Origin of the sequence: Streptomyces sp. NPDC087263, from assembly GCF_044744645.1 — a bacterium.
Lineage (GTDB): Bacteria > Actinomycetota > Actinomycetes > Streptomycetales > Streptomycetaceae > Streptomyces.
Genome location: NZ_JBIUYT010000014.1, coordinates 48427 through 73791, shown reverse-complemented (window position 1 = coordinate 73791; position 25365 = coordinate 48427). Strand labels below are relative to the sequence as shown.

The 25365-nt window shown below is 69.0% G+C and carries 22 protein-coding genes and 1 tRNA gene; 8 read left to right on the top strand and 15 right to left on the bottom strand.

The window, feature by feature from the left end; all coding sequences use genetic code 11:
• Positions 1 to 16: 16 nt before the first annotated feature.
• The 3 genes from ACIPC1_RS35790 to ACIPC1_RS35780 form a co-directional block, all read right to left on the bottom strand.
• Positions 17 to 748, bottom strand: a complete 732-nt coding sequence (locus ACIPC1_RS35790; RefSeq protein WP_402524886.1) for an NDP-sugar synthase — start codon at positions 746 to 748, stop codon at positions 17 to 19.
• 139 nt (positions 749 to 887) lie between these two features.
• Entirely contained in the window at positions 888 to 1346 is a 459-nt protein-coding gene (locus ACIPC1_RS35785; RefSeq protein ID WP_402524883.1) for a hypothetical protein, read from the bottom strand.
• A gap of 228 nt (positions 1347 to 1574) precedes the next feature.
• Positions 1575 to 2711 (bottom strand): ABC transporter ATP-binding protein, encoded by a 1137-nt coding sequence (locus ACIPC1_RS35780; protein ID WP_402524881.1) that lies wholly within the window; start codon positions 2709 to 2711, stop codon positions 1575 to 1577.
• Positions 2712 to 3008: 297 nt separating this feature from the next.
• Between ACIPC1_RS35780 and ACIPC1_RS35775 the strand changes: the two genes are divergently transcribed.
• A tRNA-Thr gene (locus tag ACIPC1_RS35775) sits at positions 3009 to 3082 on the top strand.
• 138 nt (positions 3083 to 3220) lie between these two features.
• Here the strand turns inward: ACIPC1_RS35775 and ACIPC1_RS35770 are convergent.
• Entirely contained in the window at positions 3221 to 3682 is a 462-nt protein-coding gene (locus ACIPC1_RS35770) for a MarR family transcriptional regulator (RefSeq protein WP_402525174.1), read from the bottom strand.
• A 124-nt stretch (positions 3683 to 3806) separates the two neighbouring features.
• Here ACIPC1_RS35770 and ACIPC1_RS35765 point away from each other — a divergent pair, with 124 nt between their 5' ends.
• Positions 3807 to 4616 carry an alpha/beta fold hydrolase gene (locus tag ACIPC1_RS35765; protein WP_402525171.1) on the top strand — a complete coding sequence of 270 codons (810 nt, stop codon included), beginning with the start codon at positions 3807 to 3809 and terminating at the stop codon, positions 4614 to 4616.
• 17 nt (positions 4617 to 4633) lie between these two features.
• On the opposite strand, the gene ACIPC1_RS35760 is transcribed toward ACIPC1_RS35765, so the two are convergent.
• Both ACIPC1_RS35760 and ACIPC1_RS35755 read right to left on the bottom strand, forming a co-directional pair.
• Positions 4634 to 4840 (bottom strand): hypothetical protein, encoded by a 207-nt coding sequence (locus ACIPC1_RS35760; RefSeq protein WP_402524878.1) that lies wholly within the window; start codon positions 4838 to 4840, stop codon positions 4634 to 4636.
• A gap of 106 nt (positions 4841 to 4946) precedes the next feature.
• Positions 4947 to 6002, bottom strand: coding sequence for an alpha/beta hydrolase fold domain-containing protein (locus ACIPC1_RS35755; RefSeq protein WP_402524876.1), 1056 nt, complete (start codon positions 6000 to 6002; stop codon positions 4947 to 4949).
• Positions 6003 to 6715: 713 nt separating this feature from the next.
• Between ACIPC1_RS35755 and ACIPC1_RS35750 the strand changes: the two genes are divergently transcribed.
• Positions 6716 to 7168 carry an NUDIX hydrolase gene (locus ACIPC1_RS35750; RefSeq protein ID WP_402524874.1) on the top strand — a complete coding sequence of 151 codons (453 nt, stop codon included), beginning with the start codon at positions 6716 to 6718 and terminating at the stop codon, positions 7166 to 7168.
• 366 nt (positions 7169 to 7534) lie between these two features.
• Here the strand turns inward: ACIPC1_RS35750 and ACIPC1_RS35745 are convergent, their stop codons facing one another.
• The 6 genes from ACIPC1_RS35745 to ACIPC1_RS35720 form a co-directional block, all read right to left on the bottom strand.
• Positions 7535 to 8296, bottom strand: a complete 762-nt coding sequence (locus tag ACIPC1_RS35745) for an ABC transporter ATP-binding protein (RefSeq protein WP_402524872.1) — start codon at positions 8294 to 8296, stop codon at positions 7535 to 7537.
• Complete coding sequence (locus ACIPC1_RS35740; RefSeq protein ID WP_402524870.1) at positions 8296 to 10140, bottom strand: ATP-binding cassette domain-containing protein; 1845 nt, start codon at positions 10138 to 10140, stop codon at positions 8296 to 8298. Before ACIPC1_RS35740 ends, ACIPC1_RS35745 begins: the two co-directional genes overlap by 1 nt.
• On the bottom strand, positions 10137 to 11021 hold the full coding sequence (locus tag ACIPC1_RS35735) for a branched-chain amino acid ABC transporter permease (RefSeq protein WP_402524867.1): 885 nt from the start codon (positions 11019 to 11021) through the stop codon (positions 10137 to 10139). The genes ACIPC1_RS35740 and ACIPC1_RS35735 overlap by 4 nt, the downstream gene beginning before the upstream one ends.
• On the bottom strand, positions 11018 to 12211 hold the full coding sequence (locus tag ACIPC1_RS35730; protein ID WP_402524864.1) for an amino acid ABC transporter substrate-binding protein: 1194 nt from the start codon (positions 12209 to 12211) through the stop codon (positions 11018 to 11020). Before ACIPC1_RS35730 ends, ACIPC1_RS35735 begins: the two co-directional genes overlap by 4 nt.
• Positions 12212 to 12422: 211 nt before the next feature.
• Positions 12423 to 13820: a 2-oxo acid dehydrogenase subunit E2 gene (locus tag ACIPC1_RS35725; RefSeq protein ID WP_402524861.1), complete on the bottom strand. Its 1398-nt coding sequence runs from the start codon at positions 13818 to 13820 to the stop codon at positions 12423 to 12425.
• A 1-nt stretch (position 13821) separates the two neighbouring features.
• Positions 13822 to 16002 carry a thiamine pyrophosphate-dependent enzyme gene (locus ACIPC1_RS35720; protein WP_402524858.1) on the bottom strand — a complete coding sequence of 727 codons (2181 nt, stop codon included), beginning with the start codon at positions 16000 to 16002 and terminating at the stop codon, positions 13822 to 13824.
• Between the two features lie 140 nt (positions 16003 to 16142).
• Between ACIPC1_RS35720 and ACIPC1_RS35715 the strand changes: the two genes are divergently transcribed.
• Both ACIPC1_RS35715 and ACIPC1_RS35710 read left to right on the top strand, forming a co-directional pair.
• On the top strand, positions 16143 to 16649 hold the full coding sequence (locus ACIPC1_RS35715; protein ID WP_402524855.1) for a VOC family protein: 507 nt from the start codon (positions 16143 to 16145) through the stop codon (positions 16647 to 16649).
• Positions 16646 to 17356, top strand: a complete 711-nt coding sequence (locus tag ACIPC1_RS35710) for a GntR family transcriptional regulator (protein ID WP_402524853.1) — start codon at positions 16646 to 16648, stop codon at positions 17354 to 17356. The genes ACIPC1_RS35715 and ACIPC1_RS35710 overlap by 4 nt, the downstream gene beginning before the upstream one ends.
• 268 nt (positions 17357 to 17624) lie before the next feature.
• Here the strand turns inward: ACIPC1_RS35710 and ACIPC1_RS35705 are convergent, their stop codons facing one another.
• The 3 genes from ACIPC1_RS35705 to ACIPC1_RS35695 are packed head-to-tail and all read right to left on the bottom strand — an operon-like array spanning position 17625 to position 21437.
• Complete coding sequence (locus tag ACIPC1_RS35705; RefSeq protein WP_402524851.1) at positions 17625 to 19079, bottom strand: NAD-dependent succinate-semialdehyde dehydrogenase; 1455 nt, start codon at positions 19077 to 19079, stop codon at positions 17625 to 17627.
• A 46-nt stretch (positions 19080 to 19125) separates the two neighbouring features.
• Positions 19126 to 20391 (bottom strand): M24 family metallopeptidase, encoded by a 1266-nt coding sequence (locus ACIPC1_RS35700; RefSeq protein WP_402524848.1) that lies wholly within the window; start codon positions 20389 to 20391, stop codon positions 19126 to 19128.
• Positions 20388 to 21437, bottom strand: a complete 1050-nt coding sequence (locus ACIPC1_RS35695) for an NAD(P)-dependent oxidoreductase (RefSeq protein WP_402525168.1) — start codon at positions 21435 to 21437, stop codon at positions 20388 to 20390. Before ACIPC1_RS35695 ends, ACIPC1_RS35700 begins: the two co-directional genes overlap by 4 nt.
• 963 nt (positions 21438 to 22400) lie before the next feature.
• Between ACIPC1_RS35695 and ACIPC1_RS35690 the strand changes: the two genes are divergently transcribed.
• The 3 genes from ACIPC1_RS35690 (at position 22401) to ACIPC1_RS35680 (ending at position 25351) form a co-directional block, all read left to right on the top strand.
• Positions 22401 to 22553, top strand: coding sequence for a hypothetical protein (locus ACIPC1_RS35690; protein WP_402524846.1), 153 nt, complete (start codon positions 22401 to 22403; stop codon positions 22551 to 22553).
• A gap of 94 nt (positions 22554 to 22647) precedes the next feature.
• Positions 22648 to 23670, top strand: coding sequence for a LacI family DNA-binding transcriptional regulator (locus ACIPC1_RS35685; RefSeq protein WP_402524843.1), 1023 nt, complete (start codon positions 22648 to 22650; stop codon positions 23668 to 23670).
• Positions 23671 to 23899: 229 nt separating this feature from the next.
• Positions 23900 to 25351, top strand: a complete 1452-nt coding sequence (locus ACIPC1_RS35680; RefSeq protein ID WP_402524841.1) for an MFS transporter — start codon at positions 23900 to 23902, stop codon at positions 25349 to 25351.
• Positions 25352 to 25365 lie beyond the last annotated feature (14 nt).

Here is a 25365-nt window from a genome sequence, read left to right as displayed (position 1 = left end):
CTCGGCGAGGACTGGCTCAGCGCCCCAGCGCGGCAAGCTCCTTCGCCGCCTCCGTGAGGTCCTTCGCGGTGTCGATGGCGCGCCAGTAGGCGCCCTGGGGGAGTGAGAAGCCGGCCAGGCGGCGTTCGCGGGCCAGGTGCGGGAACGTGGTGCGCTCGTGGTCGCCGCGCTCCGGGAGCAGATCGGCGAACTCGGCCGAGAAGACGTACACGCCCGCGTTGATCTCGTACTGCGTCGGCGGGGACTCGATGAAGTCCGTGACGCGCCCGAAGCCGTCCGTCTTGACGGCGCCCCACGGGATGCGCGGACGGGCCAGCGCGAGGGTCGCGACGGCGTCGCGCTCGGTGTGGAAGTCCGCCATGTCGCGCAGCGAGAAACGGGTCCAGATGTCGCCGTTCGTCGCGAACCAGGGCCGGTCCGGGTGAGGGAGGCGTGCGGCGGCGTACTTGAGGCCGCCACCGCGGCCGAGGGGCTCCGACTCGACGACCGTCGTGACGTTGACCGGGAGGTCGGCGGAGTCCAGCCACTTCTGTAGGACATCCGCGAGGTGGCCGCAGCTGATGACCACGTCGGTCACGCCCTCTTCGGCGAGCCAGGTCAGCTGATGGCCGATGATCGGAGTCCCGGTGCCGGGGATCTCGACCATCGGCTTGGGCCGGTCGTCGGTGTAGGGACGCAGCCGGGAGCCCTGGCCGCCGGCCAGGACAACAGCTTGAACGGGGCGCGACGCGGCGTTCGGATCGGTCATGCCCGAACTGTACGTGGCGCCCCGCTCGCGGCTTTGGTCAGCAACCGTTCCGTAACCAGCCGTACTTGGACAGTCGTCCTCGGGTCGTTCGCGGGTCGTTTCCAGGTCGTTCTCGGATAGTCCTCGGGTAGTCCTCGGGTCAGAAGTGCGTGGCCGCGACCCCCGAGGCGAAGGACGTGTCGCAGACCGGTCGCGCGAACGACTGGGCACGCGTCGGGCCGTACGCACGGACCGCTGCGCGGCCCAGTGCGCGGGCGATGGAGACGCAGTGCTCGGCGAGCGACGGGCGTTCGTTCACCGCCTCCTGGAGGTGGGTGAGGGCGACGCCGGGATCCTCCTCCTGTAGCTCCAGCAGGAGCTTGTCGCGCAGGATGTCCTGTGGGGTGCGGGACACAGCGCGGGTGGAGACATCCGCGGAGGACGCCTCGGCCGCGGTGAGCACCGAGTTCGAGGTGGTCCCCGACCAGTTGACTCGGGTGACCGCGAGGGTCCCGGAGAGAACCAGGACGACAGGCAGAACGAGGGCGAGGGTGCGGCCGACCCGACGGGCGGGGCCACGGCCACGCCGGGTCCGTTGGTTAGTGGTGGAGTGCTTCACGCGAGTGAGGGTAGCGCGGGGTGATGATTTGGCGACATTTAGTCACCGGTTCGGGGGACGGGGAAACGGCGAATTCGCGGTGGCACGTTGACGTACACGTATCGAAATGACCGGTCTGCCGGGGTATTTGTCGACACGGAAGAGGGCCCCGCAGCCTGCTGCGGGGCCCTCTTCGTCAACTTGGGTGAATTCACCCCGTACGGGGGTGTTGAACGGCTGCGGCTTGCCTCAGTCGGAGAGGCGCTCGCCGGTGGAGGTCGAGAACACGTGGAGCTCGCCCGGGCGCGGCACGACGTGCAGCGTGGCGCCCTTGTCCGGGACCGCGCGGCCGCTGACGCGGACGACCAGGTCCGTGAGGTTGTCGTCGACCTTCGCGCTGCCGTAGACGTAGCCGTCGGCGCCGAGTTCCTCGACGACGTTCACGGAGACGGCCAGGCCGGCCGGGGCGTCCTCGGTGTCCTTCGACAGCGACTTGGCGGCCTCGCCGCCGTGCTCGACGATGTCGAAGTGCTCGGGGCGGACGCCGACGGTGACCGTGCGGTCGCCCTTGTCGGCCGCGGCGGACAGCGCCTCGCGGCTGACCGGCACCACGCTGTTGCCGAACTTCACGCCGCCGTCGGTGATCGGGACCTCGACGAGGTTCATGGCGGGGGAGCCGATGAAGCCGGCGACGAAGAGGTTCTTCGGGCGGTCGTACATGTTGCGCGGCGAGTCGACCTGCTGGAGCAGACCGTCCTTGAGTACGGCCACACGGTCGCCCATGGTCATGGCCTCGACCTGGTCGTGGGTGACGTACACGGTGGTGATGCCGAGGCGGCGCTGGAGCGACGCGATCTGCGTACGGGTGGAGACACGGAGCTTGGCGTCGAGGTTCGACAGCGGCTCGTCCATGAGGAACACCTGGGGCTCACGCACGATGGCGCGACCCATGGCCACACGCTGACGCTGACCGCCGGAGAGGGCCTTCGGCTTGCGCGCGAGGTAGTCCGTGAGGTCGAGGATCTTCGCCGCGTCCTCCACCTTCTGGCGGATCTCGGCCTTGTTGACGCCGGCGATCTTGAGCGCGAAGCCCATGTTGTCGGCGACCGTCATGTGCGGGTAGAGCGCGTAGTTCTGGAACACCATGGCGATGTCCCGGTCCTTGGGCGGCAGATGCGTGACATCGCGGTCACCGATGTGGATCGAGCCGCCGTTGACGTCCTCAAGACCCGCGAGCATGCGCAGGGAGGTGGACTTTCCGCAGCCCGAGGGGCCGACGAGGACGAGGAACTCGCCGTCCGCGACATCGAGCTCAAGCTGGTCGACGGCGGGCTTGTCGCCACCCGGGTAGATGCGGGTCGCTTTGTTGAACGAGACAGTGGCCATGGTGAGGGCCCCCTTCTACCGGCAGGAACGTGCCGGACGATCCGTTGTGGAAGGTGGTGGACCACTACGGGGCGCTGTGAACGCGTCGAACGCATCGAGTGTGCCGAGCGCGTCGAACGTTCCATAGTGGTGTAGTCCACATGAGTGAACTGGGTCAGGACGCTACCCCGCGCTCACCGGATCTGTCAGTACTCGCGCGCCGATGAAGTTCAAGGAAATTTCCGGCAGGCCCCGCCTGTGACGTGGGTACACTGCACGGGCGCGCCTGCCCGTTCCGCCGGGCACAGACGCGTCCAGGCCTCCTTAGCTCAGCTGGCCAGAGCAACGCACTTGTAATGCGTAGGTCATCGGTTCGAATCCGATAGGGGGCTCTGTAGAAGCCCCAGGACTCACTCGCCGTGACCTGGGGCTTTTGCTTTTTCCTGACCTTCTCTGGCGAGGGTTGGAGCGCTCGGCGAGCCTGCCGACGGCGATGTGAGGCCGAGGTGCGGCAAGAAGATGGCGCCCTGCTACGTGTGGGTCTGCGACCAGCGGCCCTTGGGGGTGGTGGCGGGAGCGGCGGCGTGGAGGGTGGCGGTCAGGTAGCGGTGAATGGTGTCCAGCTCACCAGGGGTGAAGTCCTCGGCCACCTGGACCAGGTTGGCGATGAGTGGGCCGAAGAAGGCCCAGCCCAGCTCGGCGGCCTTCTGGTCTACCGCCAACAGGACCCGTCGCCGGTCGTGTTCGTCGCGCTTGCGACGGAGCAGCCCCAGGCGCTCCAGTCGGTCGAGCAGGGCAGTGGTGCCCGCCGAGTTGAGCCGCAGCGCCTCGCCGAGCCGTCCCGGGGTGACGGTGGCGCCCGCCCGCTCGGCGTCGAGCAGGCAGATGAGAGCCCGCAGGTCGGTCGGGTGTAGGCCGTTCTGCCCGGCGAACTCAGCTCCGCGCAGATCGAATTCCACTGTTACCGCGCGCAGGAGGTGGACCAGCTGCATCGCTGGGGAGGTGTCATCGTTCACTCGGCTAGTATCTCGCCAAGCGAGAGAATTGGTCAACGAGACAATCTCCGAGGAGTTCACTGTGTCCGAATCCCAGGAGTTCTTCGCTGCCTACGACGCAATGCTGGCCCGCTGGCCCGCCGGCACCACCGAGATCGACGTTCCCACCCCGTACGGCACCACCCGCATCCATGCCTACGGGCCCGCCGACGCCACCCCGCTACTCCTCCTGCACGGTGGCGGCTCCACCGGGACAGTCTGGTTCGCCAACGCCCAGGCGCTCGGCACCCATCATCGGGTGCTCGCCGTCGACATTCTCGGCGACGCCGGCCGCAGCATTCGTGAGGGGCGCCCGCTGCGCACCACCGCCGACCTGATGGACTGGCTGAACGCACTGCTCAACGGGCTCGGTGCATCCCGTGTGCACCTGCTGGGCCATTCCTACGGCGCCTGGATCGCCCTGACGTATGCCCTGCACGCCGCGCAGCGGGTCGACCGGCTGGTGCTGCTCGACCCGACCCAGTGCTTTGCCGGCTACCGCCCCGCCTTCCTCCTGCGGTCGCTGCCGGTACTGGTCCGCCCGACGGTAACCCGTGCTCTCGCCTACCTGGACCGTGAGACGGCGGGCACGGACACCGACCCGGAGTGGAAGCGGCTCTACGCGCTGGCAGCCTCGGGCTTCGCGAACCGGAAGCTAGTCGTCGGCCGTCGCCCGGACCCCACGGCGCTGAGCGTCCCGGTCCTGGTCCTTCTCGCTGGCCGCAGTGGCGCCCACGACGCGGCGAAGGTCGCAGCCCGCGCGCGCAAGTCCGTACCGCACGCCCGGATCGAGACCCTCGCCCATCTCACCCACTTCGCGCTGCCCACCGCCGCGCATGCGGAGACCAACCGCCGGATCACCGACTTCCTGACGGCCGATCAGGAGACCTAGGCCACCCCGGGTGCGGTCTAAGGAGGGTCTTCCCGGGCATCCTGGCGCGCATGGACGTGGTCGTCGATCAGGGCCGCCGGCGGGCCGAACAGGGCGAGCGTGTCGGCCGTGACGGGCCAGCTCAGTTTGATGAGACTGCTGACGGCGGCGATGTCGGGGAAGTACGCGTCGTCGCGAAGGCATCGCCCGCAGTGGGACGCGAGGCCGTTGTCGTCAGGTGTCACGCCCGCATCAGGAGCGATGCGGGGGTGCCGGCTGCCCGGTAGCAGTCGGCGCTGAACGACCTCCGTATGCACACGCCTCGGCGTGCCGCACCGAATCTGAGGAGGTTCATTCGCGCGCCAGCCAGGTGGCCAGGTGGTTGAGGGCTTGTTGGCCGTCGGGCTCGGTCGGCCGGTCGAGGGAACGGTGGGCCGCACCGTCGAGTTGGTGCAGGACGGTGGTGATGCCTGCTGCTTCGAGTTGGCCGGCGAATCGCTCCGCGGATGTGCGCAGGGTGTCGTTCTCGCAGGCGAGGATGAGTGTCGGGGGGTGGTTTTCGGGAGGCGTGGCTTCGCCGGGGAAGGCGTGTGGGTCGAGGAGATGGTCGGGGCCGGCGTAGTTGACGCACATGTCTGCTATCCAGTCGAGCGGGAGGCAGGCGCCGTGCGTGACCTCGCGGACAGCGGCGAGGGCGAGGGGGTCCCATTCCGGCAGTCGGCCGTGCACGACGGGGTAGGCCAGCAGCAGTGAGGCAGGCAGCGGGCCGTCGGTGTCGAGCAGCCGCCGAGTGGCGGCGGCGGCGAGGTTGCCGCCTGCACTCGCACCGCCGAGGTGAAGACGCTCGGGTGGCACGCCGAGACTCTCGGCGCTGTGTTCCACAGCCCAGTGCCAGCCGGTGAGGACGTCGTCGCTGGGGGCGGGGTGGCGCAGGCCGTTGAGTGCTTTGCGGTAGTCGAGGGCCAGGACGGGCGTGCCGCGGGCCGCGAGGGTGCGGGCAACCCAGTCCGACTCGGGCATGTCGAGGCTGCCCGCGACGAATGCGCCTCCGGAGATCCAGACCAGCGCCGCGCGGTCCGAGAGGTCGGCGGCGCTGTAGAGACGGGCCCGTACCTGCTGGGGACCCAGCTTCAGCGGACGCACGGTTACGGCATCCAGTTCGGGAGACCGGCTCACCGGCGCGGTGGGATCGAGTTCGCCCATGACGATGCCGGCAGCGGGCCCGGCTGCTTCCAGGAAGCGCACGAAGTCGGCGAATGGCGGCACCTTGGCCGTACTGCCCTGTGGTCCGCGGCGCGCCGCGCTGCGCAGCACCGCGTCGGGAAGAAGGCGCACGGCGTGACCGGCCAGCGCCCATCGCAGACGACCGCGGCCGGGGCGTGGATGGGTGACACGGCGCTTGTACAAGGACACTCCTCTGTCGGTCGGCGGTGCTGCACCGCCTGCTGCTCCGGTGGGAAGTCGTCACCCAGGTAGGCGTTGATGCCTTACGGGTCGGTCTTGATGGAGTCGGGCGCCGGAGGCCGTGAACCGTGGCGGCAGCGACCACCTCATGTGACGGAGCCGTGGCAGCAGTTCGCCAAACTCCGCAGTGGGCATTGTGCGTGACTAGGACATACCGTGACTCTCTTTCTGCTCAGCGGGTATCGCCTCGAGAGTCTTGGCGAGCAGGGCTCGTCTGTCTATGTGAGTCGTATAGGGATTCCTTATCCGCGGCGCCGAAAATCCCTATTAGCCACCCGTAGGCCCGGCGTGCCACAGTCGCCAGATCACATATTCGCCGAGGGGACGGTGAACTGGTTTCGCTGCGTGAGGAGCCTGGCTGTGGATCCCGCAATTGCGGCAGGGAGCGAGAAGGAAAGACGGTCGAGCAGATCTCGACGGAGAGTCTCGCGGCCGATTCCGGTGGACCACTACGGAAATCCACCTGAATGCGCCTCCATTGCCTCAATTATCCCGTCCGGCAGGTGAGGACAGCGACACCTCCTTGGCCGGGTAGGGGGATCCGCCGCCGATAGGTTCGCTCACCGGGCTGGGCCTGGAGCAGTTCGGCACACGGGTGACCGGACCACGGCCGAGCGTGCTGACGCGGAGCGACGGAGTCGGCTATCGGCTCTGCCGTGCCCTCGGCCGGACCGTCACCATCGCAGGCGACGACCATCCCGGACAGGCCCCCTGTCCTCCAGAACGAAACGCTCACCGCCGCAGTCCACCGGAAACTCCGGGAAGAGACGGGGCTCACCGTCACAAGATTCCTCGTCGGCGGTGAGAGTGGCTCTGCTTCGGGTGTCGAGACGTCTGTCCTGATGACATCGCATCCACTCGTCTGCGTCACCGACTCCGCGCAGAACCACATCGGGCTCTGTGTCGTCGTCGAGATGTCCGGGGAATCCCAGGAGACGGCGGAGGCCACCGGACACGCCTGGTTCACTCCGAGTGAACTGGTCTCCTTGCTGCCCCAATCGAGGATCCTCCCGTTGAACATCCCGATGGTGCGCGCTTTCCTCGACAGCGCCGCGGACAAGTCGCTGACTCTGCCTCACGAGCGCGGCAATATTGCCGAATGCTTGTAGATCCATCGCCACTCCCCGACCGCCCGTCGAAAGGCAGCATGCGACGATCTGCGAACTCACTTGCGAAATTCGCCTGACATTACAGGGAATTTCGAGTTCCGCAACCGCTGATAGGCGTGAGCGATGCGTGAGCGGACGGTGTGCCAGGAGCTGTCCTGACGTGGACCGTGCTTCACAGCAAACCTGTTCTGACCTGGTGGTTTCGGACACCGAGGAAGTGTCCGTAACCATCCAGCAAGATCCCGTCAGGACTTGTCATGCGTAGGTCGTCGGTTCGAATCCGACAGGGGGCTCCAACAGGATGGACAACGGGTCGCGAGGCCCGTGAGTACGTGGTTTCTGCGACGCAGGAGCGAAAGGGATCATCTAGCTTTTCGCGGACCTGGGTTCGCTGAGGTCTGCCGACGGTGCGTGGCCGGTGGTGCCGCCGAAGTACATCTGGGCGAGGTCCGGGTCGGAGAGGATGGCCGCCGCGGGGCGCTGCGCGACCACCCGGCCGCTCTCCATCACCACGCCGTCGGTGGCCATCCGCATGCCGAAGCGCACGTTCTGCTCGACGATGAGGATCGTCTTGCCGAGTTCGCGCAGGAGCATCACCGAGGTGTACAGCACGTGCAGCGCCTTGGGATCGAGACCGACGGAGGGCTCGTCGAGCAGCAGGAGGGCGGGGTCCAGCATCAGGGACCGGGCGAACTCCACCATGCGGCGCTGGCCGCCGGAGAGATTGCCCGCGCTGTCGTCGGCCCGCGTCGTGACCAAGGGGAAGAGTTCGGCGACCTGGTCGTACCGCTTGCGGACCAGCTTGCGGTCCCGGCGGATGATGTACGCGCCGAGCAGCACGTTCTCCCGGACGGTGAGGTTGGGGAACAGGGCGCCTGTCTGGGGCACCTGGGAGATCCCGCGGTGCAGGATCTCCGAGGGCGAGCACCGGTCGATGCGCTGCCCGGCCAGCCGGATCTCTCCCAGGCGCGGCGTGAGCAGGCCGCTGACCACCTTGAGCACGGTGGACTTGCCGGCGCCGTTCGGCCCCACGATGCACGCGAGGGCACCCTTGTCGACGTCGATGTCGACGCCTTGGAGGACATCGCCCCCGCCGTAGCCGGCGACCAGGCCGCGGATCTCCAACATCACTTCACCGCCTCCTGCTCCAGTTCGAAGTCGTCGCCCAGATAGGCGTCGATGACACGCGGATCGGTCCTGATCTCCTCGGGGGTGCCGGCGGCCATGACCGATCCGCGGGCGAGCACCCGGATCGGGTCGCACAGATCGAGGAGGAACGGCATGTTGTGCTCGACGATCAGGAACGTCTTGCCGTACGCGTTCAGCTCGCGGATCATCTCGCCCATCCGCTCGATGAGGACCGGGTTGATGCCGCCGGCCGGCTCGTCGAGCAGGATGATCTTGGGGTCGAGCATGAGGATCTGCGCGAGCTCGACGAGCTTGCGCTGACCGTACGAGAGGGCCTGCGCCTTCTGGTCGCGGAACGCCCGCATGCCGACGAACTCCAGCAGCTCGTCCGCGGCCGCCGCCTCCCGGCCACTGACCGCGATCCGGCCGAGCTGGCGCCAGGAAAAACTCCGCTGCGAGGCGACGACGTTCTCCAGGACGGTCATCTCACCGAACAGCCGGGTGATCTGGAAGGTACGGCCGAGGCCGAGGTGGGCCCGTTCCCAGGAGGGGAGGGTGTCGATCCGCCGGCCGGCCAGCGTGATCAGGCCCGCGTCCGGCGCGATGGTGTTGTCGATCAGGTTGAACACGGTGGTTTTTCCGGAGCCGTTGGGTCCGATCAGCCCGGTGATGGAGCCCTCGGGCACGGTGAACGAGCAGCCGTCGACTGCCTTCAGCCCGCCGAAGCTCTTCCGCAGACCGGAGACTTCGAGCAGGGCGGGGGCCGGGGTGGTCCCGTGCGCCGGGGGCCGGACGCGTTCCGCGTAGGAGGTCAGCGAGGCGAGGGAGCCGCCGGTGCCGATCCGGGCTCCCACCAGGCCGGCCTTGCCGGAGGTGCGGCGCCTGCGCAGGAGTGACTCCACCGCGGGGAGCACGCCGTCAGGGAGGAGGATCACGACGGCCATCAGCAGTCCGCCGAAGAGGAAGAGCCGGGTGTTGCCTCCGCCGAGGCTGTTGTTCGCGTACTCGTTCAGCGGCTCGATGGCGAACGCGCCGATCACCGGACCCCACAGGGTCGCCTTGCCGCCGATGAGGAGCGACAGGACGATCTGCACGCTGATCAGGATGCTGAACATGCCCCGCGGGTCGATGAAGGTCAGGTAGTAGCCGTACACCGCGCCTGCCATGCCGACGAAGACACTGCTGGCCACGAACGCCAGGACCTTGTGGGTGGGCAGCGCGACCCCGATGGTGGCCGCCTTGGTCTCGTCCTCACGGATGGCGACGAGACCCATGCCGAACTTCGTCCGTCTGATCCACCACGTCATCAGCAGTTGCAGGGCGAGTATGGCCACCAGGGAGTAGTAGAAGGGCCAGTTGATGATGTCGCGGCTCCACGACGGCAGCGGGAGTGTCAGTCCGGCGGTGCCGTTGGTGAGGTCCACCCAGTTGATGGCGATGACCTGGGTGAGGAAGAGGAAGGCCACGGTGATGATGACGAAGGAGGGTCCGCGCGAGCGCAGCGAGACCAGTCCGAGGAGGACGGCCACCAGCGCGGTGACGACACCTGCCGCCGGGATCCAGAACCAGGGCGAGACGCTGTCGAAGTGGGTCGCCAGCGTCCCGATGGTGTAGCCGCCGAGTCCGACGAAGGCGCCCTGGCCGAGCGAGACGTAGCCGGCCAGACCGGTGATGATGTTGAGCCCGCCGGCGCCGACCGCGAAGACCAGCGACAGGATGATCATGTTCTGGTAGTAGGCGTCCTGGGAGACCAGCGGATATCCCAGGAGGGCCAGGGCCCCGATCGCGGCGAGGATCCGCCCGATCCACAAGGGCTGGTCGAGGGTACGGAGATTCGTGTTCACGCTGCCACCGCATCCTCACGCAGTCGGGAGCCGAGGAGGCCCTGGGGCCGGAAGAGCAGGACGGCGAAGACGATGAGGTAGGGGACGGCCGTCGCCCAGGACGGGGAGACGTACGCGGAGGTGAGGGTCTCGGCCACGCCGAACATCAGGGCTCCGAGGACAGCGCCGCCCATGCTTCCCATGCCACCGAGGACGACGATCGCCAGCAGCCGGGCGATCCACTGGTAGTGCGCCCCAGGAACGAAGGGATACATGACTCCGACGATGGCACCGCCCGCGCCGGCCGCCGCGATCCCGAGGGCGAAGACGAGCGCGCCGACCGAGGCGACCTTGATGCCCACGAGCTGCGCGCCCGAGGGGTTGACCGCCGCGGCCCGGATGGAGCGGCCGAGCCAGGTCTTGGTGAGCACCAGCCACAGGGACACCAGCACCAGGACCGCGACGGCCCCGCCGTAGACCTGGGACTTGGGGAGGAAGAGGCTGCCGACGAGGAAGGACTGGTCGGCGTAGGCGGGGCGGATGGTGGTGGAGTCGTTGCCCCAGATGGTTCCCATGGCCGCTTCGAGCACCAGGGCCAGCCCGAAGGTGAGCAGCACCGTGGAGGCCATCGGCGCGTTGCGGAGGGGCGAGACCACCGTGCGGTAGGTGAGCCAGCCGAGGGCGAAGACGACCGGTGTGGTGATGAGGATGGAGAGCAGCGGGTCGATGCCCAGGCCGTTCCACAGGGCGTAGGTGATGTACGCCGAGAGGATCAGGAAGGCGCCGTGCGCGATGTTGATCACGCGCATCACGCCGAAGATCAGGGTCAGTCCCGCGGCGGCCAGGGCGTACACCCCGCTGAGCAGCAGCCCCAGGATCAGGTTCTGGAGGAGCTCGGTCATCCCGTGCCTCCCGGCTTCCAGCCCTGGACGATCTGCGGGGTGGTCGCCACGTCCGCGGGCAGCACGACCTGCACCTTGCCGTTCTGCCACTGACCGATCAGGAACGAGCCGGTGGGGCTGCCGTCCTCGTTCCAGCCGAGTTTGCCGAGGATCGTCTCGACGTCGTTCCCGCGCAGCCAGTCCGCCATCTTGTCCTGGTCGGAGACGTTGCCGACCGCCTCCACGGCCGCCTGGAGGGTCTGGGCCGCCGCGTAGGCGTCGGCCGCGTCCTCGGGCGGGTCCTCCTTGAACATCGAGCGGTACTTGGCCACGAACTCCGCGTTGCCCGGGGTCTTGGCCTGGACGGCGTGGCTGATCGCGAACATCACACCCTCGGTGTTCTCCGCGCCGACCCCCTTGGCGTACTGGGTGCCCAGCGAGGGGGCGCTCGTCTGGTAGAGCCACTTCGGGGTGAAGTCGGCCTTGGCCATCGAGCGGACCAGACCGACGCCGTCCTCGAACTGCGCTCCGTTGACGACCAGGTCCGGGGCGGCGGACTTCATCGCGCCGGCGATCGAGTCGAAGTTCTTGGTGTCGATCGCGTACGTCTGGCGGTACACCGTACGGATACCGGCCTTCTCCAGGGTCTTTCTGACGCCTTCGGCGTTCGGCGCCGCGAACGGGTCGTCGAGCTCCGGGTAGGCCGCGGTCTTCGGCCGCTGGTCCGCCGGGAGGCCGGCGATCCAGTTGGCGAAGGTCGCGCCCTGTTTCTCGGCCGTGGCCTGCTGGCTGAAGAACAGGTACTTGAAGTCCCGGCTGAACATCTCCGGGGACCCGCCGGCCGGCTCGACGTAGAGCATCTGGTTGCGCTCCGCGACCGCGGACGCGGGCAGGTTCAGCAGGGAGGAGAAGGTGCCGAGCAGCAGGTCGACCCGGTCCTGGCTGATGAGGGCGTTGTAGTCGGCGACGATCGAGTTCTGGTTGGACGCGTCGTCCTTGATCACGAGCTTGACGTCGCGTCCCAGCAGGCCGCCGTTCTTGTTGATCATTTCCTGCCAGACCTGGTAGCCCCGCTTCGCCGCCTGGCCCGGCTGCGAGAACTCGCCGGTCAGCGGGAGGGAGGCGCCGATCTTGATCGGGCCGTTCGTGTCGCCTCCGGCAGTGCCACCGCAGGCGGCGGTTCCCAGGAGCAGGAAACTCGCAGCAGCCATGACCATCAGCCGACGACGTTGTGGGCTTGTTGGCATTGTTCCTCCTTGCCGACCGCAATCGATTGCGGTTTCGCGCAGTCTCATGAGAAAGGCTCGTCACGTCAAGGACTCGGTCGGAAATATCCCCAGGCTGGTCTTTATGACCCCGTGACGAGATCTTGAAGCGATTGATCCTTGAGCATTGATGCAAACGACTGCACCGAGGAGTGGGTCAGACAAGGATCCGTACGGGCTCCTCCACCACGGCGACGAACGAGCGCATCCACTCGGCTGCCAGCGCGCCGTCCACCGCCCGGTGGTCCACCGACAGGGTCACCCGCATCACGCTGCGTACCGCCGGCCGGCCCTTCACCACCACCACCTCCTCACGCGCCGCGCCGACGGCGAGGATGGCCGACTGGGGCGGGTTGATGATCGCGGCGAACTCCTCGGTGCCGTACATGCCGAGGTTGGTCACTGTCAGCGACCCGCCCTCCAGCTCCTCCTGACGCAGTCGGCCCGCCTTGGCCCGTTCGACGAAGTCCCGTACGCCCGCGGCGACAGCGGAGACGGTCATCCCGTCGACCCCGCGCAACACCGGCGTCACCAGGCCTCGTTCGCCGGCGATGGCGACCGACACGTCGACCGAGGTGAACTGCCGCAGTGCTTCGGGCAGCCAGACCACGTTCATCGCGGGCACCAGGGTGTGAGCGCGCGCCGCCGCCTTGACCACCAGGTCGTTGACCGAGATCCGTACGTCGCCCGAGGCGTTGAGCTTGCGGCGCAGCGCCAGCAGCCGGTCGGCCCGGACGGTGGCGCGCAGATAGAAGTGCGGTACGTCCCGCTTGCTCTGTGTGAGACGGGTGGCGATGGCGGCACGCATCCGCCCGTGGGGTGCGTCCGTGTACGCGGACGGCAGCGGGGCGCTGCCGGGGTACCGCGCCGGGGCCGGGACGGCCCCTGGAACGTCCACCGGGTTGTCCTCCTGCCGTGCCAGGACGGCGTTTCCGGCGGCCGCGAGTGCAGGCGCGGCGTTCCCGGCGGCCACGGCCGCGTCCACATCGCGTCGCGTGATCCGCCCGTGCGGCCCGGTCCCGGTGATCTCGTCGAGCGGCAGACCCGCTTCCCGGGCGACCCGACGGGCCAGCGGGCTGGAGAAGATCCGCCGACCGTCTTCCGGGGCGAGGGCGGCGGGGCGCGCCTCGGGCGGTGCTTCGGCCGGCTCGGGGCCCGGCTCAGGGACCTTGGGTACAGGGCCCGGGGAGCCGCTGTCCGGCGCCACACCCCCGGAGCCATTCGCCGGAACGTCACGGCGCTCCGGCACCGTCAGCGCCGTCGCGGCCGCCACTCCGAGCTCGGCCAGGACCGCGTCGATGTCCCCGACCTGCTCCCCGGGGCTGCCCAGCAGGGCGATCGGCGCGCCGACGTCGACCTGGGTTCCGGCCGGGACCAGGAGGCGCAGGACGACTCCGGGAGTTTCGGCCTCGACCTCGACGACGGCCTTGTCCGTCTCGACCGAGGCGATCGGGTCGGCGGCCTCGAAGCGAGCCTCGTCCGCGACGAACCACTCGTGCAGAACCGCTTCGGTCACGTTCGCCGCCACTTCGGGCATCCGCAGCACGTTCGCCATCTCAGAACCTCGTCATCTCGCGCAGCTTGGCGGCGACTTCGTCGCTCTGGGCGATCGCGGCCCGCTCCAACACCTTGCTGATGCTGGGAGAGGCCTCTCCGCCCGTGACACGCTCCACCGGGTGGTCCAGCCAGTCGAAGAGCCGCCGCTGGATCTCGTCGGCGAGCCATCCGCCGTACGACGTGCCGAGGGCGCCCTGCTCGGCGATGAGGACCCGGCCGGTCTTCCGTACGCTCGTCTCGATGGTGTCCCAGTCGATGCTCGCCCGGTCCAGCCACCGCAGATCGATCACCTCGGCGTCGACGGAACCGAGCCGGTCCACCGCGTCGAGCACATATCCGACCATCGCCAGGTACGAGATCACCGTGACCTCCGAACCGGAGCGCCGCACCGCGGCCTTACCGACGGGAAGGCAGTAGTCCAGATCGTCCACAGGACCGGGTCCCGTGGCGCCGTAGAGGTCGACGTGTTCGAGGACCACCACCGGATCGTTGCAGCGCAGCGCGCTGTTCATCAGCCCGACGTAGTCGAAGGGGGTGGTCGGGGCGACGATGCGCCAACCGGGCGCGGTGGCGAACACCCCGGCCGGGTCCATCGAGTGCTGCGAACCGTACCCGGTGCCCATGGCGACCTTGCTGCGCAGGACGAACGGGACGTCGCCACCGCCGCCGAACATGTGACGCGCCTTGCCGATCTGGTTGAACAGCTGGTCCGCGGCCACCCACATGAAGTCGGCGTACATGAACTCCACAACCGGCCGGAACCGGCCGTCCAGCGCGATCCCGCCGCCCAGCCCGGCGAAGGCGTTCTCGCTGATCGGGGTTCCCAGGACCCGGTCGGGGAAGCGCTCCTTCAGCCCGCGAGTGGCGCCGTTGGTGCCGCCGTTGAGGCGGTGCACATCCTCGCCCATGACGACCACGGACTCGTCGGTCTCCATCCGGCGGCCCAGGACGGCCGCGACGGCGTCGACGAGCCGCTGCTCGGCCACCTCGCCGGGGAAGGAATCCAGGTCGGCGAAGCGCGCGTCGTGGAACTCGCTGAGATCCCCGCGGATCCCGACGTCCGCGAACGCCGGGTCGGGCCACTCCGCGGGCCTGATCCTGCGCTGCCCGGGCTTGCCGTCGGGGAGCGGCTCCAGCAGTACGTCGCCGGTCTCGGCCATGACCTGTGCGGCGTGGGCGGACACCGCGGCGATCTCCTCCGGCGTCATGATGCCGCGCCGGGCCAGATGGGCGGAGACCTGCTCGATGGGGTCGCGGGCGCGCCAGTGCTGTTCCTCCTCCTTGGAGCGGTAGCCGAAGGAGGAGCCGGGGAAGCCGCCGTTCTGGTGGAAGTAGCGGTAGGTGTCCGCCTCGATCATCGTGGGGCCGTGTCCGGACCGCATATGGGCGACGGCCTCCCGCATGGCGAGGTGGACCGCGAGGGGGTCCATCCCGTCGACCTTCCAGCTCGGGATGGCGAATCCGAGCCCGCGGGCCGAGAGCCGCGGTTCGCCCGTCGCCTCGGCGACGTTGGTGGAGACCGCGTACAGATTGTTCTCGATGAAGAAGCAGACGGGCAGCCGCCAGGCGGAGGCGAGGTTGAAGGTCTCCAGCGTGGACCCGATGTTGACGGCGCCGTCCCCGAAATAGGTGACGGCCACGTCCTCGGTGCCCGCCTGGCGGGCGGCCCAGGCGTACCCGGCGGCCATCGGGACGCCGCCGCCGACGATGGCGTTGGTCCCCACCGCACCCGCCTCGTGCCACTGGAGATGCATCGAGCCGCCGCGCCCGTGACTCCAGCCCCGGTCCAGACCGCAGATCTCCGCCAGCGTACGCAGGAGAACCTCGCGTATCTCGGGGGAGAGTTCGGCGGTGGGGTCCAGGCCCTTGGGTGCGATGTGGTGGAGGGCCTTGGCGAGGAACTGATGGTGGCCGCGGTGGGATCCGTTGATGGCATCGGCGGAGGTGAGCGCGAGGACCGATCCGACCGCGCCTCCTTCCTGCCCGATGCTTGAGTGCGCCGGCCCGTGGACCAGCCCGGCGCCGGCCAGTTCGAGGACGTACTCCTCGAAGGACCGGATCAGCACGAGCTGGCCGAGCATCGTCCGCAGCAGTTCCGGGGATGCCGCATCCCAGTCCCTGTCGGTGGCGACAACCTCGACCCACGGGGATGCGGCCTTGAGCTTGCGGTGTTGGGTCACGGGCAGCCTCCTCAATCGTTTGCAGTGGCAGACTGCCACAGGATTGGATCCATTATCTAGAGATGCGCAGGGGGCAGATCAGGATTTTCCTGGCATCATGCACGGTATTCAGAGAAGCTGAGAGTCAGAAAGGATCCAATATGGCCATACCGGGATTGAAGCGGCTGGACCACATCGGGTTCACGGTGCCCGATCTGGAGGAGGCCACCCGCTTCCTCGTCGACGTCCTCGGGTGTGAGTTCCTGTACTCCCTCGGGCCGTTCCGCGGCGACGACGACTGGATGCGCGACCACCTCAACGTCCATCCCCGGGCGGAGGTACGGGAGAACCGCTTCTTCCGCTGCGGAGACCAGGCGGTCTTCGAGGTGTTCGACTACGCCGCTCCCGATCGGCGGGACGTACCGCCGAGGAACAGTGACGTCGGCGGCCACCATGTCGCCCTGTACGTGGACGACCTCGACGAGGCTGTCGCCTATCTGCGCGACCGTGGGGTCCAGGTCCTCGCCGGTCCGACACCGAGCAGGGGCCCCGCCGAGGGGAACCGCTGGATCTACTTCCTCGCCCCCTGGGGGATGCAGTTCGAGCTCGTCTCCTATCCCCATGGCAAGGCCTTCGACCGCCTCCGGCAGCAGGGACCAGCCGCATGACCATCAGCACACCGGACACCGGGAGCACACCGGACACCGGGCCGTCCCCGTCGCGCGCGGCCGCCGCGAGCCAGCGGGTGGCGGCCCACCTGCGGGATGCCATCCTCAGCGGCGCCATCGCCCCGGGGACACGGATCCGCCAGGAGGAGGTCGCCGAACGCCTGGGGGCGAGCCGGCTCCCGGTGCGGGAGGCCCTGCGCATCCTGGAGGCCGAGGGCCTGACCGAACACGAGGCCAACCGGGGCGCCCGGGTGCCCCGGCTGACCCTGCACGAGGTCGACGTCGTCTACCGGATGCGCGAACGGCTCGAACCGCTCGCGCTCGCTCAGAGCATCCCGGCCCTGGACCGGGATGCCATCGAGGGCCTGACGGAGATCCAACGGCGCATCGAGGCCACCACCGACATCGGCGAATTCCTCACCCTGGACCGGGAGTTCCACCTGGGGTCCTACGCGGGGTGCGGCGTCCACCAGCTCACCGCGACGGTCACCAGGCTCTGGAACTCCACCCAGCACTACCGCCGGGCGTATGTGTCGCTCAGCGGCCCGGGCCGGATGTGGGTGGTCAACTCGGAGCACCGGCTCATCCTCGACGCGGTGGAGCAGGGCGACACCGTCGACGCCGAGCGGTTTCTGAGCGGCCACATCCGCCGGACCCGGATCGAACTCGGCAGACACCCCGAGATCTTCGAGGAGACCCCGCGGTGAGACAGCACGGCGGCCCGGGGCCCGGCGGCCCGGGGCACGGCGGAGCGGGGCCGCGTCCCCTGCCGTGGTGTAGCCGATCATGACCTGTCACCTCCGGTCCGGGTCCGGCGAGCACCTCTCGTCCTGGACCGCCAGGCAGTCATCGCCGGTCCCGGTTCCGTAAGCCCCAACAGAGCCACCGGCAAAGGCGATCAGCGCCATGACCTGGGCGTTCCGCTTGCTTGATCGGCTACACCACGTGGCGGGACACGATCCGGAGCGGCGGCACTCACCACCCGACCGCGATGTACTTCGACTCCATGTAGTCCAGGACGCCCTCGTGGCCGCCCTCGCGGCCGATCCCGCTCTGCTTGGTGCCGCCGAAAGGCGCGGCGGGATCGCTGACGAGTCCCCGGTTCAGGCCGACCATGCCGGAGTCGAGCGCCTCGCCGATCCGCAGACCGCGCGCCAGATCGCCGGTGTACACGTAGGAAACCAGCCCGTACTCGGTGTCGTTGGCCAGCCGGACCGCCTCGTCCTCGTCCTCGAACGTGACGAGGGGGGCGACCGGGCCGAAGATCTCCTCGCGGAGGATCGGGGCGTCGGGCGGGACGTCCAGCAGCACGGTCGGCTCGTAGTAGAAGCCCTCGCGGTCGGGGCGCCGGCCACCGACCACCGCCCGGGCCCCGGTTGCCACTGCCGAACGGACCAGGGAGTCCACCTTCGCCACGGTGTCCTCGTTGACCAGCGGTCCGACCTCGGTCTGCGGGTCGATGCCGGGCCCGATCCGTACCGCGCTCATCCGCTGTGCCAGCCGGCGGCCGAATTCCTCGGCGACGGAGGCCTCGACGTAGAAGCGGTTGGCCGCGGTGCACGCCTCGCCGCCGTTGCGCATCTTCGCCAGCATCGCGCCGTCGACCGCGGCGTCGAGGTCGGCGTCGGCGAACACCAGGAAGGGCGCGTTGCCACCCAGCTCCATCGAGCAGTTCACCACCTGGTCGGCGGCCTCCTTGAGGAGAACCCGCCCGACCTCGGTGCTGCCGGTGAAGGACAGCTTGCGCACCCGGGGGTCATGGAGCATGGCGGACACCACCGCGGACGAACGGCGGGAGGGCAGCACGTTGACCACCCCCGCCGGCACCCCGGCCTCCTCAAGGATCGCGGCCATCGCCAGCGCCGTGAGCGGGGTGTCGCTGGCCGGCTTGAGCACGACGGTGCACCCGGCGGCCAGAGCCGGACCGATCTTGCGAGTGGCCATCGCGGCCGGGAAGTTCCACGGCGTGACCAGCACCGCGATCCCGACGGGCTGCTGGACGACCAGAATCCTGTTCGTCCCCGACGGCGCGGTCAGCACCGTCCCGTACGTCCGGACCGCCTCCTCGGCGTACCAGCGGAAGAACTCCGCCGCGTAAGCCACCTCGCCCCGCGCGTCGGGGAGCGCCTTGCCGTTCTCCAGCGTCACCAGTCGGGCGAGTTCCTCGGCCCGTGCCGTCATCAGCTCCCAGCAGCGCCGCAGGATCTCGGCGCGTTCCCGGGGCGCGGTCGCGGCCCAGCCGGCCGCGGCCCGCTCGGCGGCGTCGACGGCCGCGATGGCATCGGCGACCGTGCCGTCCGCCACTGTGGCGAAGGTCCGGCCCGTCGACGGATCGCGGACGTCGAAGCGGCCGCCTTCCGAGGCCGCGGTCCACTTGCCGCCGATGTACAGCTCGGTGGGCACCGCCGAGTCCGGGGTGTTGTCGTCCATGGTCGAGCACCTTTCGTACGGGAGCTGCTCAGTAGGCGTTGGCGACTCAGTAGGCGTTGGCGACGAACAGGTCCTGGGCCGGGAACAGCGTGAGGACGCGCGGGCCCTCCGGGGTGACCACGACCTCCTCCTCGATACGGGCGGCCGAGAAGCCGTCGCTCGCGGGGCAGTATGTCTCCAGGGCGAAAACCATCCCCACCTGCAACTCGACCGGTTCGCGCATGCTGTTCAGCCGGGAGATGATCGGCCGCTCGTGCAGGCCGAGCCCGAGTCCGTGGCCGAACTGGAGGCCGAACGCGGCCATCTCGTTCTCGAAGCCGAACTCCTCGGCCTTCGGCCAGACCGCCGCGACCTCGTCCGTACCCGCTCCGGCCTTCACCGTGTCGATCGCGGCGTCCATCCATCCGCGGGCCTTGGTGTACGCCTCACGCTGGGAAGCGGTGGCGCTGCCCACGCCGAAGGTGCGGTAGTAGCAGGTCCGATAGCCGTTGAAGGAGTGGATGATGTCGAAGAACGCCTGGTCGCCCGGGCGGATCAGCCGGTCGGAGAAGTTGTGCGGATGCGGGTTGCACCGCTCGCCCGAGACCGCGTTGACGGCCTCGACCTGGTCCGACCCCATCTCGTAGAGGCGCTTGTTGGCCAGGGCCACGATCTCGTTCTCGCGGATCCCGGGCTTCAGCACGTCCACGATGTCCTGGTAGACGCCGTCGACCATCGCCGCGGCCTGGGTCAGCAGCATGATCTCGTCCTGCGACTTGATCTGCCGGGCATCGAGCATCAGTTGCTGCGCGTCCACCACCCGCAGACCCTGGCGCTCCATCTCGAAGAGGAACGGGGGTTCGACGATGTCGACCCCGATCGGCGCGTCGGCGACTCCGGCGTCCTCCAGCAGCCCCTTGAGCTGGCGCACCGCCGACTCCATCAGCCCCGCGGTGGGTGCGATGGCCCCGCGCAGACCCAGCATGCCCGCATGGCAGTTGTCCGGGTCCAGCCACGGCGCGTGGAGCCGGTGGTGCCGGGCGGCGGATCCGAAGTCCCACAGCATCGGCTCACCGTCGCGGGTGAGCAGCGCGTACCGGGTCATCTTGTCCCCGAGCGCTCCACCGATCCAGGTCTGCGTCGTGTACCGGATGTTGTAGAAGTCGAAGAGCAGGAAGGCCCCGCACTCACTCGCCTCCAGGGACGCCTTGGCACGCGCGAGCCGGTACGCCCGCAGCCGGTCGAAGTCGACCCGCTGCTCGTAGTCCACGGCCATGTGTCCGGGGGCCGACATCGGGGTGACGGCCGGCCCGACGGCAGGACGGGTACTCACTTCGCCACCTCGTCGGCCGCACCGAGACCGTCGTCGACCCGCACGTTCTCCGGGCTGAGCTTGAGGCCGGAGTTCTGCGCCTGGAGATCCAGCAGGATGGCGAAGTCCTCCTCCACCCGTCCGCTGCCCACACTGGCCTGCACCAGTTGGGCGGTGGCGGCGGCGAGCGGCATGGGTACGTCCAGTTCCCTGGCCGCCGCGAGACCGAGGTCGAAGTCCTTGCGCAGCAGGACGGGTGTGAAGGTCGGTGTGTAGTCGAGGTTCACGAAGGCGGGCGCCTTGTAGCGGGTGAACGGTGACCCCATGACGCTGTTGTTGAGGAAGTCTAGAAATGCCGCGCGCGAGACGCCGCCCTTCTCCGCCAGCACCGTGATCTCGGCCAGGGACTGGGTGACCACGCCGAGGAACAGGTTGTGGCAGATCTTCACCAGCCGCGCCACGTCGCCGTCACCGGCGTAGGTCACCGACTTGCCGATCCGGCGGAGGAAGGGCTCCACCTTCTGGTACGTCTCCTCCGGCCCGGAGGCCACCAGGCTGAGCTCTCCGGCGCGGACGACCTTGCCGTTTCCGCTGACCGGGGCGGCGAGGAAGGCGACGCCGCGCTCGGTACAGGCGGCGCGGACCGACTCCGACGAGGCGGTGGAGACCGTTGAGCAGTCGACGACGATGCCCGGCACATGGCCCGGGTCGGCCAGCAGTCCGCCCTCACCGAGCAGGACCTGCTCCAGATCGGCGGGCGTCGAGACCATCGTGAACACGACGTCGAGTCCGCGGAGTTCGGCCACCGTGTCGGCGATCGCGCAGCCGTTCGCGGTCAGTGGCTCGGCCTTCGCCCGGGTGCGGTTCCACACGGTCACCGCGGCCCCGGCGTCACCCAGGCGGGCGGCCATGGCCGCTCCCATGCGCCCGGCTCCGATCCATCCGAGCCGCAGGTCCGGCAGCCGTGTCGTTGTCTCGTTCATGGGCCACTCCTGCAATCGATTGCACTTACGGGCGTCGCAGGACGCGTGACGAAGTTCCTGCAAACGACTGCAAGCTTTGCCCACACCCAACGGCGGCGTCAAGCACCGTGCGGGGTACAACTGGGGTGGAAGGGGTGGATCAAGGGGGCGCCTGGGGTCGCACCAAGTCCTGATCCATCACTGCAATCGACTGCAATTCTCCGGTAGACTCGGCTTCCAGTCGCGTCCGAGAGACCTGGGAGAGAGCCATGGCCGCCATCCCGGTCGACGGGAGAGCCCACACCGTCCGCCCTGCTCTCCTCGACGGGTGCCCCGGTCGTCCGGCTCGGACCAGGTCGGACCATGTGAGCGCGTACAGATTCGTCCCTGACAACCCCCTGGGTGTCGAAGTGCCTGCCTCCGGCCTCGCCCGCGCCCTCCACGCCCTGGCCGACCCCGTTGGCGTCGGCGTCGGCGCGAGGAGTACCCACTGATCGCGCTCGGCTCGGCGCCCAAGTGCCTTTGGGCCCCGTCGGCCGACGGGAGCGTTGCCACCAGGCCCGACGCCGGCAACGCACCTGTCGTCGAGGCGGCGGGGCGCCGGATGCAGGCCTTCGCCACCGACGACCGGCCGCCCTGCCCGGGCGCCGTCGTCAGCGGCGCGTGCGGCGACACTCTCGTCCCCGCACTACGGCGGGTCGTCCCTGCACGACGGCGGGTCGTCCCCGCACGACGGCGGGTCGTCCCCGCACTACGGCGGGACGCCAGGCACCGGGATGCCGCTCGCGCCGTGACCGCCGGCGAACTGCACCACGAGGCGGCAGCCAGGAGGAGGGCCGAGGCGGCCGCTGCGCTTCTCGGACTCGACGGCTCGCCGGCGAAGGTGCTTCTCGGGCTGGACCGTTTCCTGGCGCACGCGCTACTTGGATACGACCGTTCCCTGGCGCACGCGGTTCTTGGATACGACCGTTCCCTGGCGCACGCGCCTCTTGGACTCGACCGATCCCTGGCGAACACACTCCGCGGATACGACCGTTCCCCGGCGAAGCGCTACGCCACCCGGCTGAAGTGCCCTGGGAAGGCCTCGTCATGGAGCGGGCCGTCGAGGTCACGGAGGGGCCCGTCAAGCAGGCGGCACTCCGCGCCCTGGTCGGCCTGCGGGGCCTCCCTCTGCCGACGTCCGTGGACGGGCGGGAGCCCATCGCCCTCGCGCCGGGCTGATCTGCTCCCACGCCCTTGCCCGGCACCCCTGCGCGCCTGCCCCCTCCTGCGGACGCCACTGCGCGTCCGCACCGAAGCCCCCTAGGATTCCTCTGTGCAGAAGACAACGCTCCGGGACGTGGCTCTGGCCGCGGGCGTCCATGTCGCCACGGCGTCCAGGGCGCTCAACCCCAGCACCCGGTCGCTGGTCAACGCCGATACCGCCCGACGCGTCAGCCGCGCCGCCAAGTCCCTCGGCTACACGCCGAACCCGATTGCCCGCAGCCTGAAGACCGCGAAGTCGCTCAGCATCGGCGTGGTGCTGCCCGATCTGACCAACCCTCTGTTCCCCCCGATCGTCCGGGGCATCGACGACGTCCTCGGACCCGCCGGGTACAGCGGACTCATCGTCAACACCGACAACGACCCGGCGCGTGAGAAGGCCCAGATCGAGTCCCTTCGGTCGCGCCAGGTCGAGGGGCTCATCGTGGCCACCGCACGGTTGGACCATCCCCTGCTCGCCGAACTGCACGAGCAGGGCGTGAAGATGGTGTTGGTCAACCGCCGCACCGAGCATCTCGACGTCCCCGCCGTCACCCCGGACGACGCGACCGGGATCGCGCTGGCCGTCGGCCACCTCGCCCGGCTCGGCCATCGCCGGATCCTCCACCTCGCCGGACCGCCCACCACCTCCACGGGGGTCACCCGCGCCAGAGCCTTCCGCAACGCCGTACGTGAGTACGGCCTCGAAGAGGACCCCGCGCTCGTCGTGCCCTGCGACTTCTGGGCCGAGGCCGAGGGAGCCCGCGCGCTGCGTGAGGTCCTGGACGCCGGCACGGACTTCACCGCCGTGATAGCGGGCAACGACCTGCTCGCCCTGGGTGCCTACGACGTCTGCGCCGAGCGCGGTGTCACCTGCCCGGACGACATCAGCATCGTCGGGTACAACGACATGCCCTTCCTCGACAAGCTGAGCCCCCCGCTGACCACGGTCGCCGTCCCGCACCAGCAGATCGGCGTCGAAGCAGCCCGGATGCTGCTGGAGGCACTCGACGGGCCCGCCCGCCCGGCGCGCTCGGTGCTGCTGCCGGTCTCCCTCGTCGTCCGCGCGTCGACGAAGGAACCGGCAGGGAGCTGACCACTCAGTCCCTATATGTGCTTCCGGTGGTCGGCCGGATCGAGGGATGCGTGTGCGCCCCCTGCGGCCGCGGCGGTGGTTCCAAGGGTCGGCGACGGGGCTTGGACCGCGACCGGGCGGTGGTTGTCGTGAAGGCTGTCGTGAAGGTGACACTGCCGGTGACAGTCTCCGTGGGGGTAGCGTCAAGGGGGATCTGGCTGGTCAGAGCCGTGCACCACAGGCTGGGCCCATGACGACCGCCACGACCGCTACGACCGCCACGACCGCTGCCACCGGGCAGCCACCCGCCACCCCAATGACCGGACGCCAGGTCTCCGCTCTCGTGGTGCTTCTCGCGTCCCAATTCATGATGGCCGCCGACTTCTCGGTGCTGAATGTCGCACTGCCCCGCGTGGGAGTGGACCTCGGGTTCACCGCGGGAAACCTACAGTGGATCACGACCACGTTCGCCCTGTGCGCGGCGGGATGCACGCTGGTCTTCGGCCGTGTCGGTGACTATCTGGGGCGTCGGCGGATCTTCATCGCCGGCATGGCGGTGCTGGCTGTTGCCTCCCTCGTCGGCGGCATCGCCACCTCACCCGAGCTGCTGCTGGTGGCGCGCACCCTCCAGGGGCTGTCCACCGCGGCCGTCACACCGGCGGCGCTGGCCCTGCTCACCACCGCCTTCACCGAACCCTCGCTGCGCAACAAGGCGCTCGGACTCAACGGCGTGATGATGAGTTCCGGATTCACGGTCGGGGCGGTCCTCGGCGGGGTGCTGACGGATCTGCTGTCCTGGCGCTGGGCCTTCTTCATCAACATTCCCGTAGCCATCGCGGCGATCGTCGTCGTGCCGCTCGTCGTCCAGGAGAGCAAGGGCGAGAGCCGTAGCCGCATCGATCTGCCCGGTGCGCTCCTCATCACCGTGGGGCTCTTCGCCGGGATCTACGGCATCACGCGCGCCGGTGAGGACGGGCTGGACGCCGTATCGGTCGGCAGTATGGTCGCCGGCCTCGTTCTGCTGGGTTCCTTCTGGAGCGTGGAGAGCCGCAGGGCCGATGCCCTGGTGCCCGTACAGGTGCTGCGGAAGCCGGAGGTCGCTTTCGGCAATCTGGCCGCACTGTTCATCTTCGGCGGCGAGACCGCGCTGATTTTCTTCACCGGCCTGTACGTCCAGAACGTACTCGGACTTTCGTCGCTGGTTACGGGCCTGGTTCTGGTCGGTATCGGGGTGGGCCAGATTCTCGGTGGACTGATCGGTCCGCGTGTTCTCGAGCGGGTTCCGCCGCGTGCGATGCTCGGCATCGCCCTGCTGGGACAGGGGCTGTTCATGCTGCCCGGCATCTGGATGACGGCACACACCGGCTGGCTGGTGCCGCTCATCGCCACCCAGTTCGTGAACGCGATCTTCTCCATGCTGGCGATGCTGTCCTTCATGGTCATCTCGACCTCGTCCGTCGACACGGACATGCAGGGAATGGCCACCGGTATGGCCACGCAGAGCCAGCAGGTCGGCATGGCCATCGGAATTCCCCTGTTGAGCGCGGTCTTCACCGCGAGCATCGGACACGGCTCGGTGGGCGTAGCCGAGGAACTGTCCGGTATCCACCTGGCCATCGGCGTGGCGGCGTTCGCGCAGATCGCCGTCGGGGTCCTCCTCTGGCTTGCCCTGCGCAGGCGGCCCCGGCAGCAGCAGGTGTGACGACCGGATCTCAC

Bases quoted from the DNA above. Each gene is read 5' to 3' on its own strand.
- ACIPC1_RS35705 (WP_402524851.1), bottom strand. From the start codon at position 19,079: ATGGACGACAACACCCCGGACTCGGCGGTGCCCACCGAGCTGTACATC.
- ACIPC1_RS35715 (WP_402524855.1), top strand. From the start codon at position 16,143: ATGGCCATACCGGGATTGAAGCGGCTGGACCACATCGGGTTCACGGTG.
- ACIPC1_RS35765 (WP_402525171.1), top strand. From the start codon at position 3,807: ATGCTGGCCCGCTGGCCCGCCGGCACCACCGAGATCGACGTTCCCACC.
- ACIPC1_RS35710 (WP_402524853.1), top strand. From the start codon at position 16,646: ATGACCATCAGCACACCGGACACCGGGAGCACACCGGACACCGGGCCG.
- ACIPC1_RS35680 (WP_402524841.1), top strand. From the start codon at position 23,900: ATGACGACCGCCACGACCGCTACGACCGCCACGACCGCTGCCACCGGG.
- ACIPC1_RS35790 (WP_402524886.1), bottom strand. From the start codon at position 748: ATGACCGATCCGAACGCCGCGTCGCGCCCCGTTCAAGCTGTTGTCCTG.
- ACIPC1_RS35770 (WP_402525174.1), bottom strand. From the start codon at position 3,682: ATGCAGCTGGTCCACCTCCTGCGCGCGGTAACAGTGGAATTCGATCTG.
- ACIPC1_RS35780 (WP_402524881.1), bottom strand. From the start codon at position 2,711: ATGGCCACTGTCTCGTTCAACAAAGCGACCCGCATCTACCCGGGTGGC.
- ACIPC1_RS35730 (WP_402524864.1), bottom strand. From the start codon at position 12,211: ATGGCTGCTGCGAGTTTCCTGCTCCTGGGAACCGCCGCCTGCGGTGGC.
- ACIPC1_RS35745 (WP_402524872.1), bottom strand. From the start codon at position 8,296: ATGTTGGAGATCCGCGGCCTGGTCGCCGGCTACGGCGGGGGCGATGTC.
- ACIPC1_RS35725 (WP_402524861.1), bottom strand. From the start codon at position 13,820: ATGGCGAACGTGCTGCGGATGCCCGAAGTGGCGGCGAACGTGACCGAA.
- ACIPC1_RS35735 (WP_402524867.1), bottom strand. From the start codon at position 11,021: ATGACCGAGCTCCTCCAGAACCTGATCCTGGGGCTGCTGCTCAGCGGG.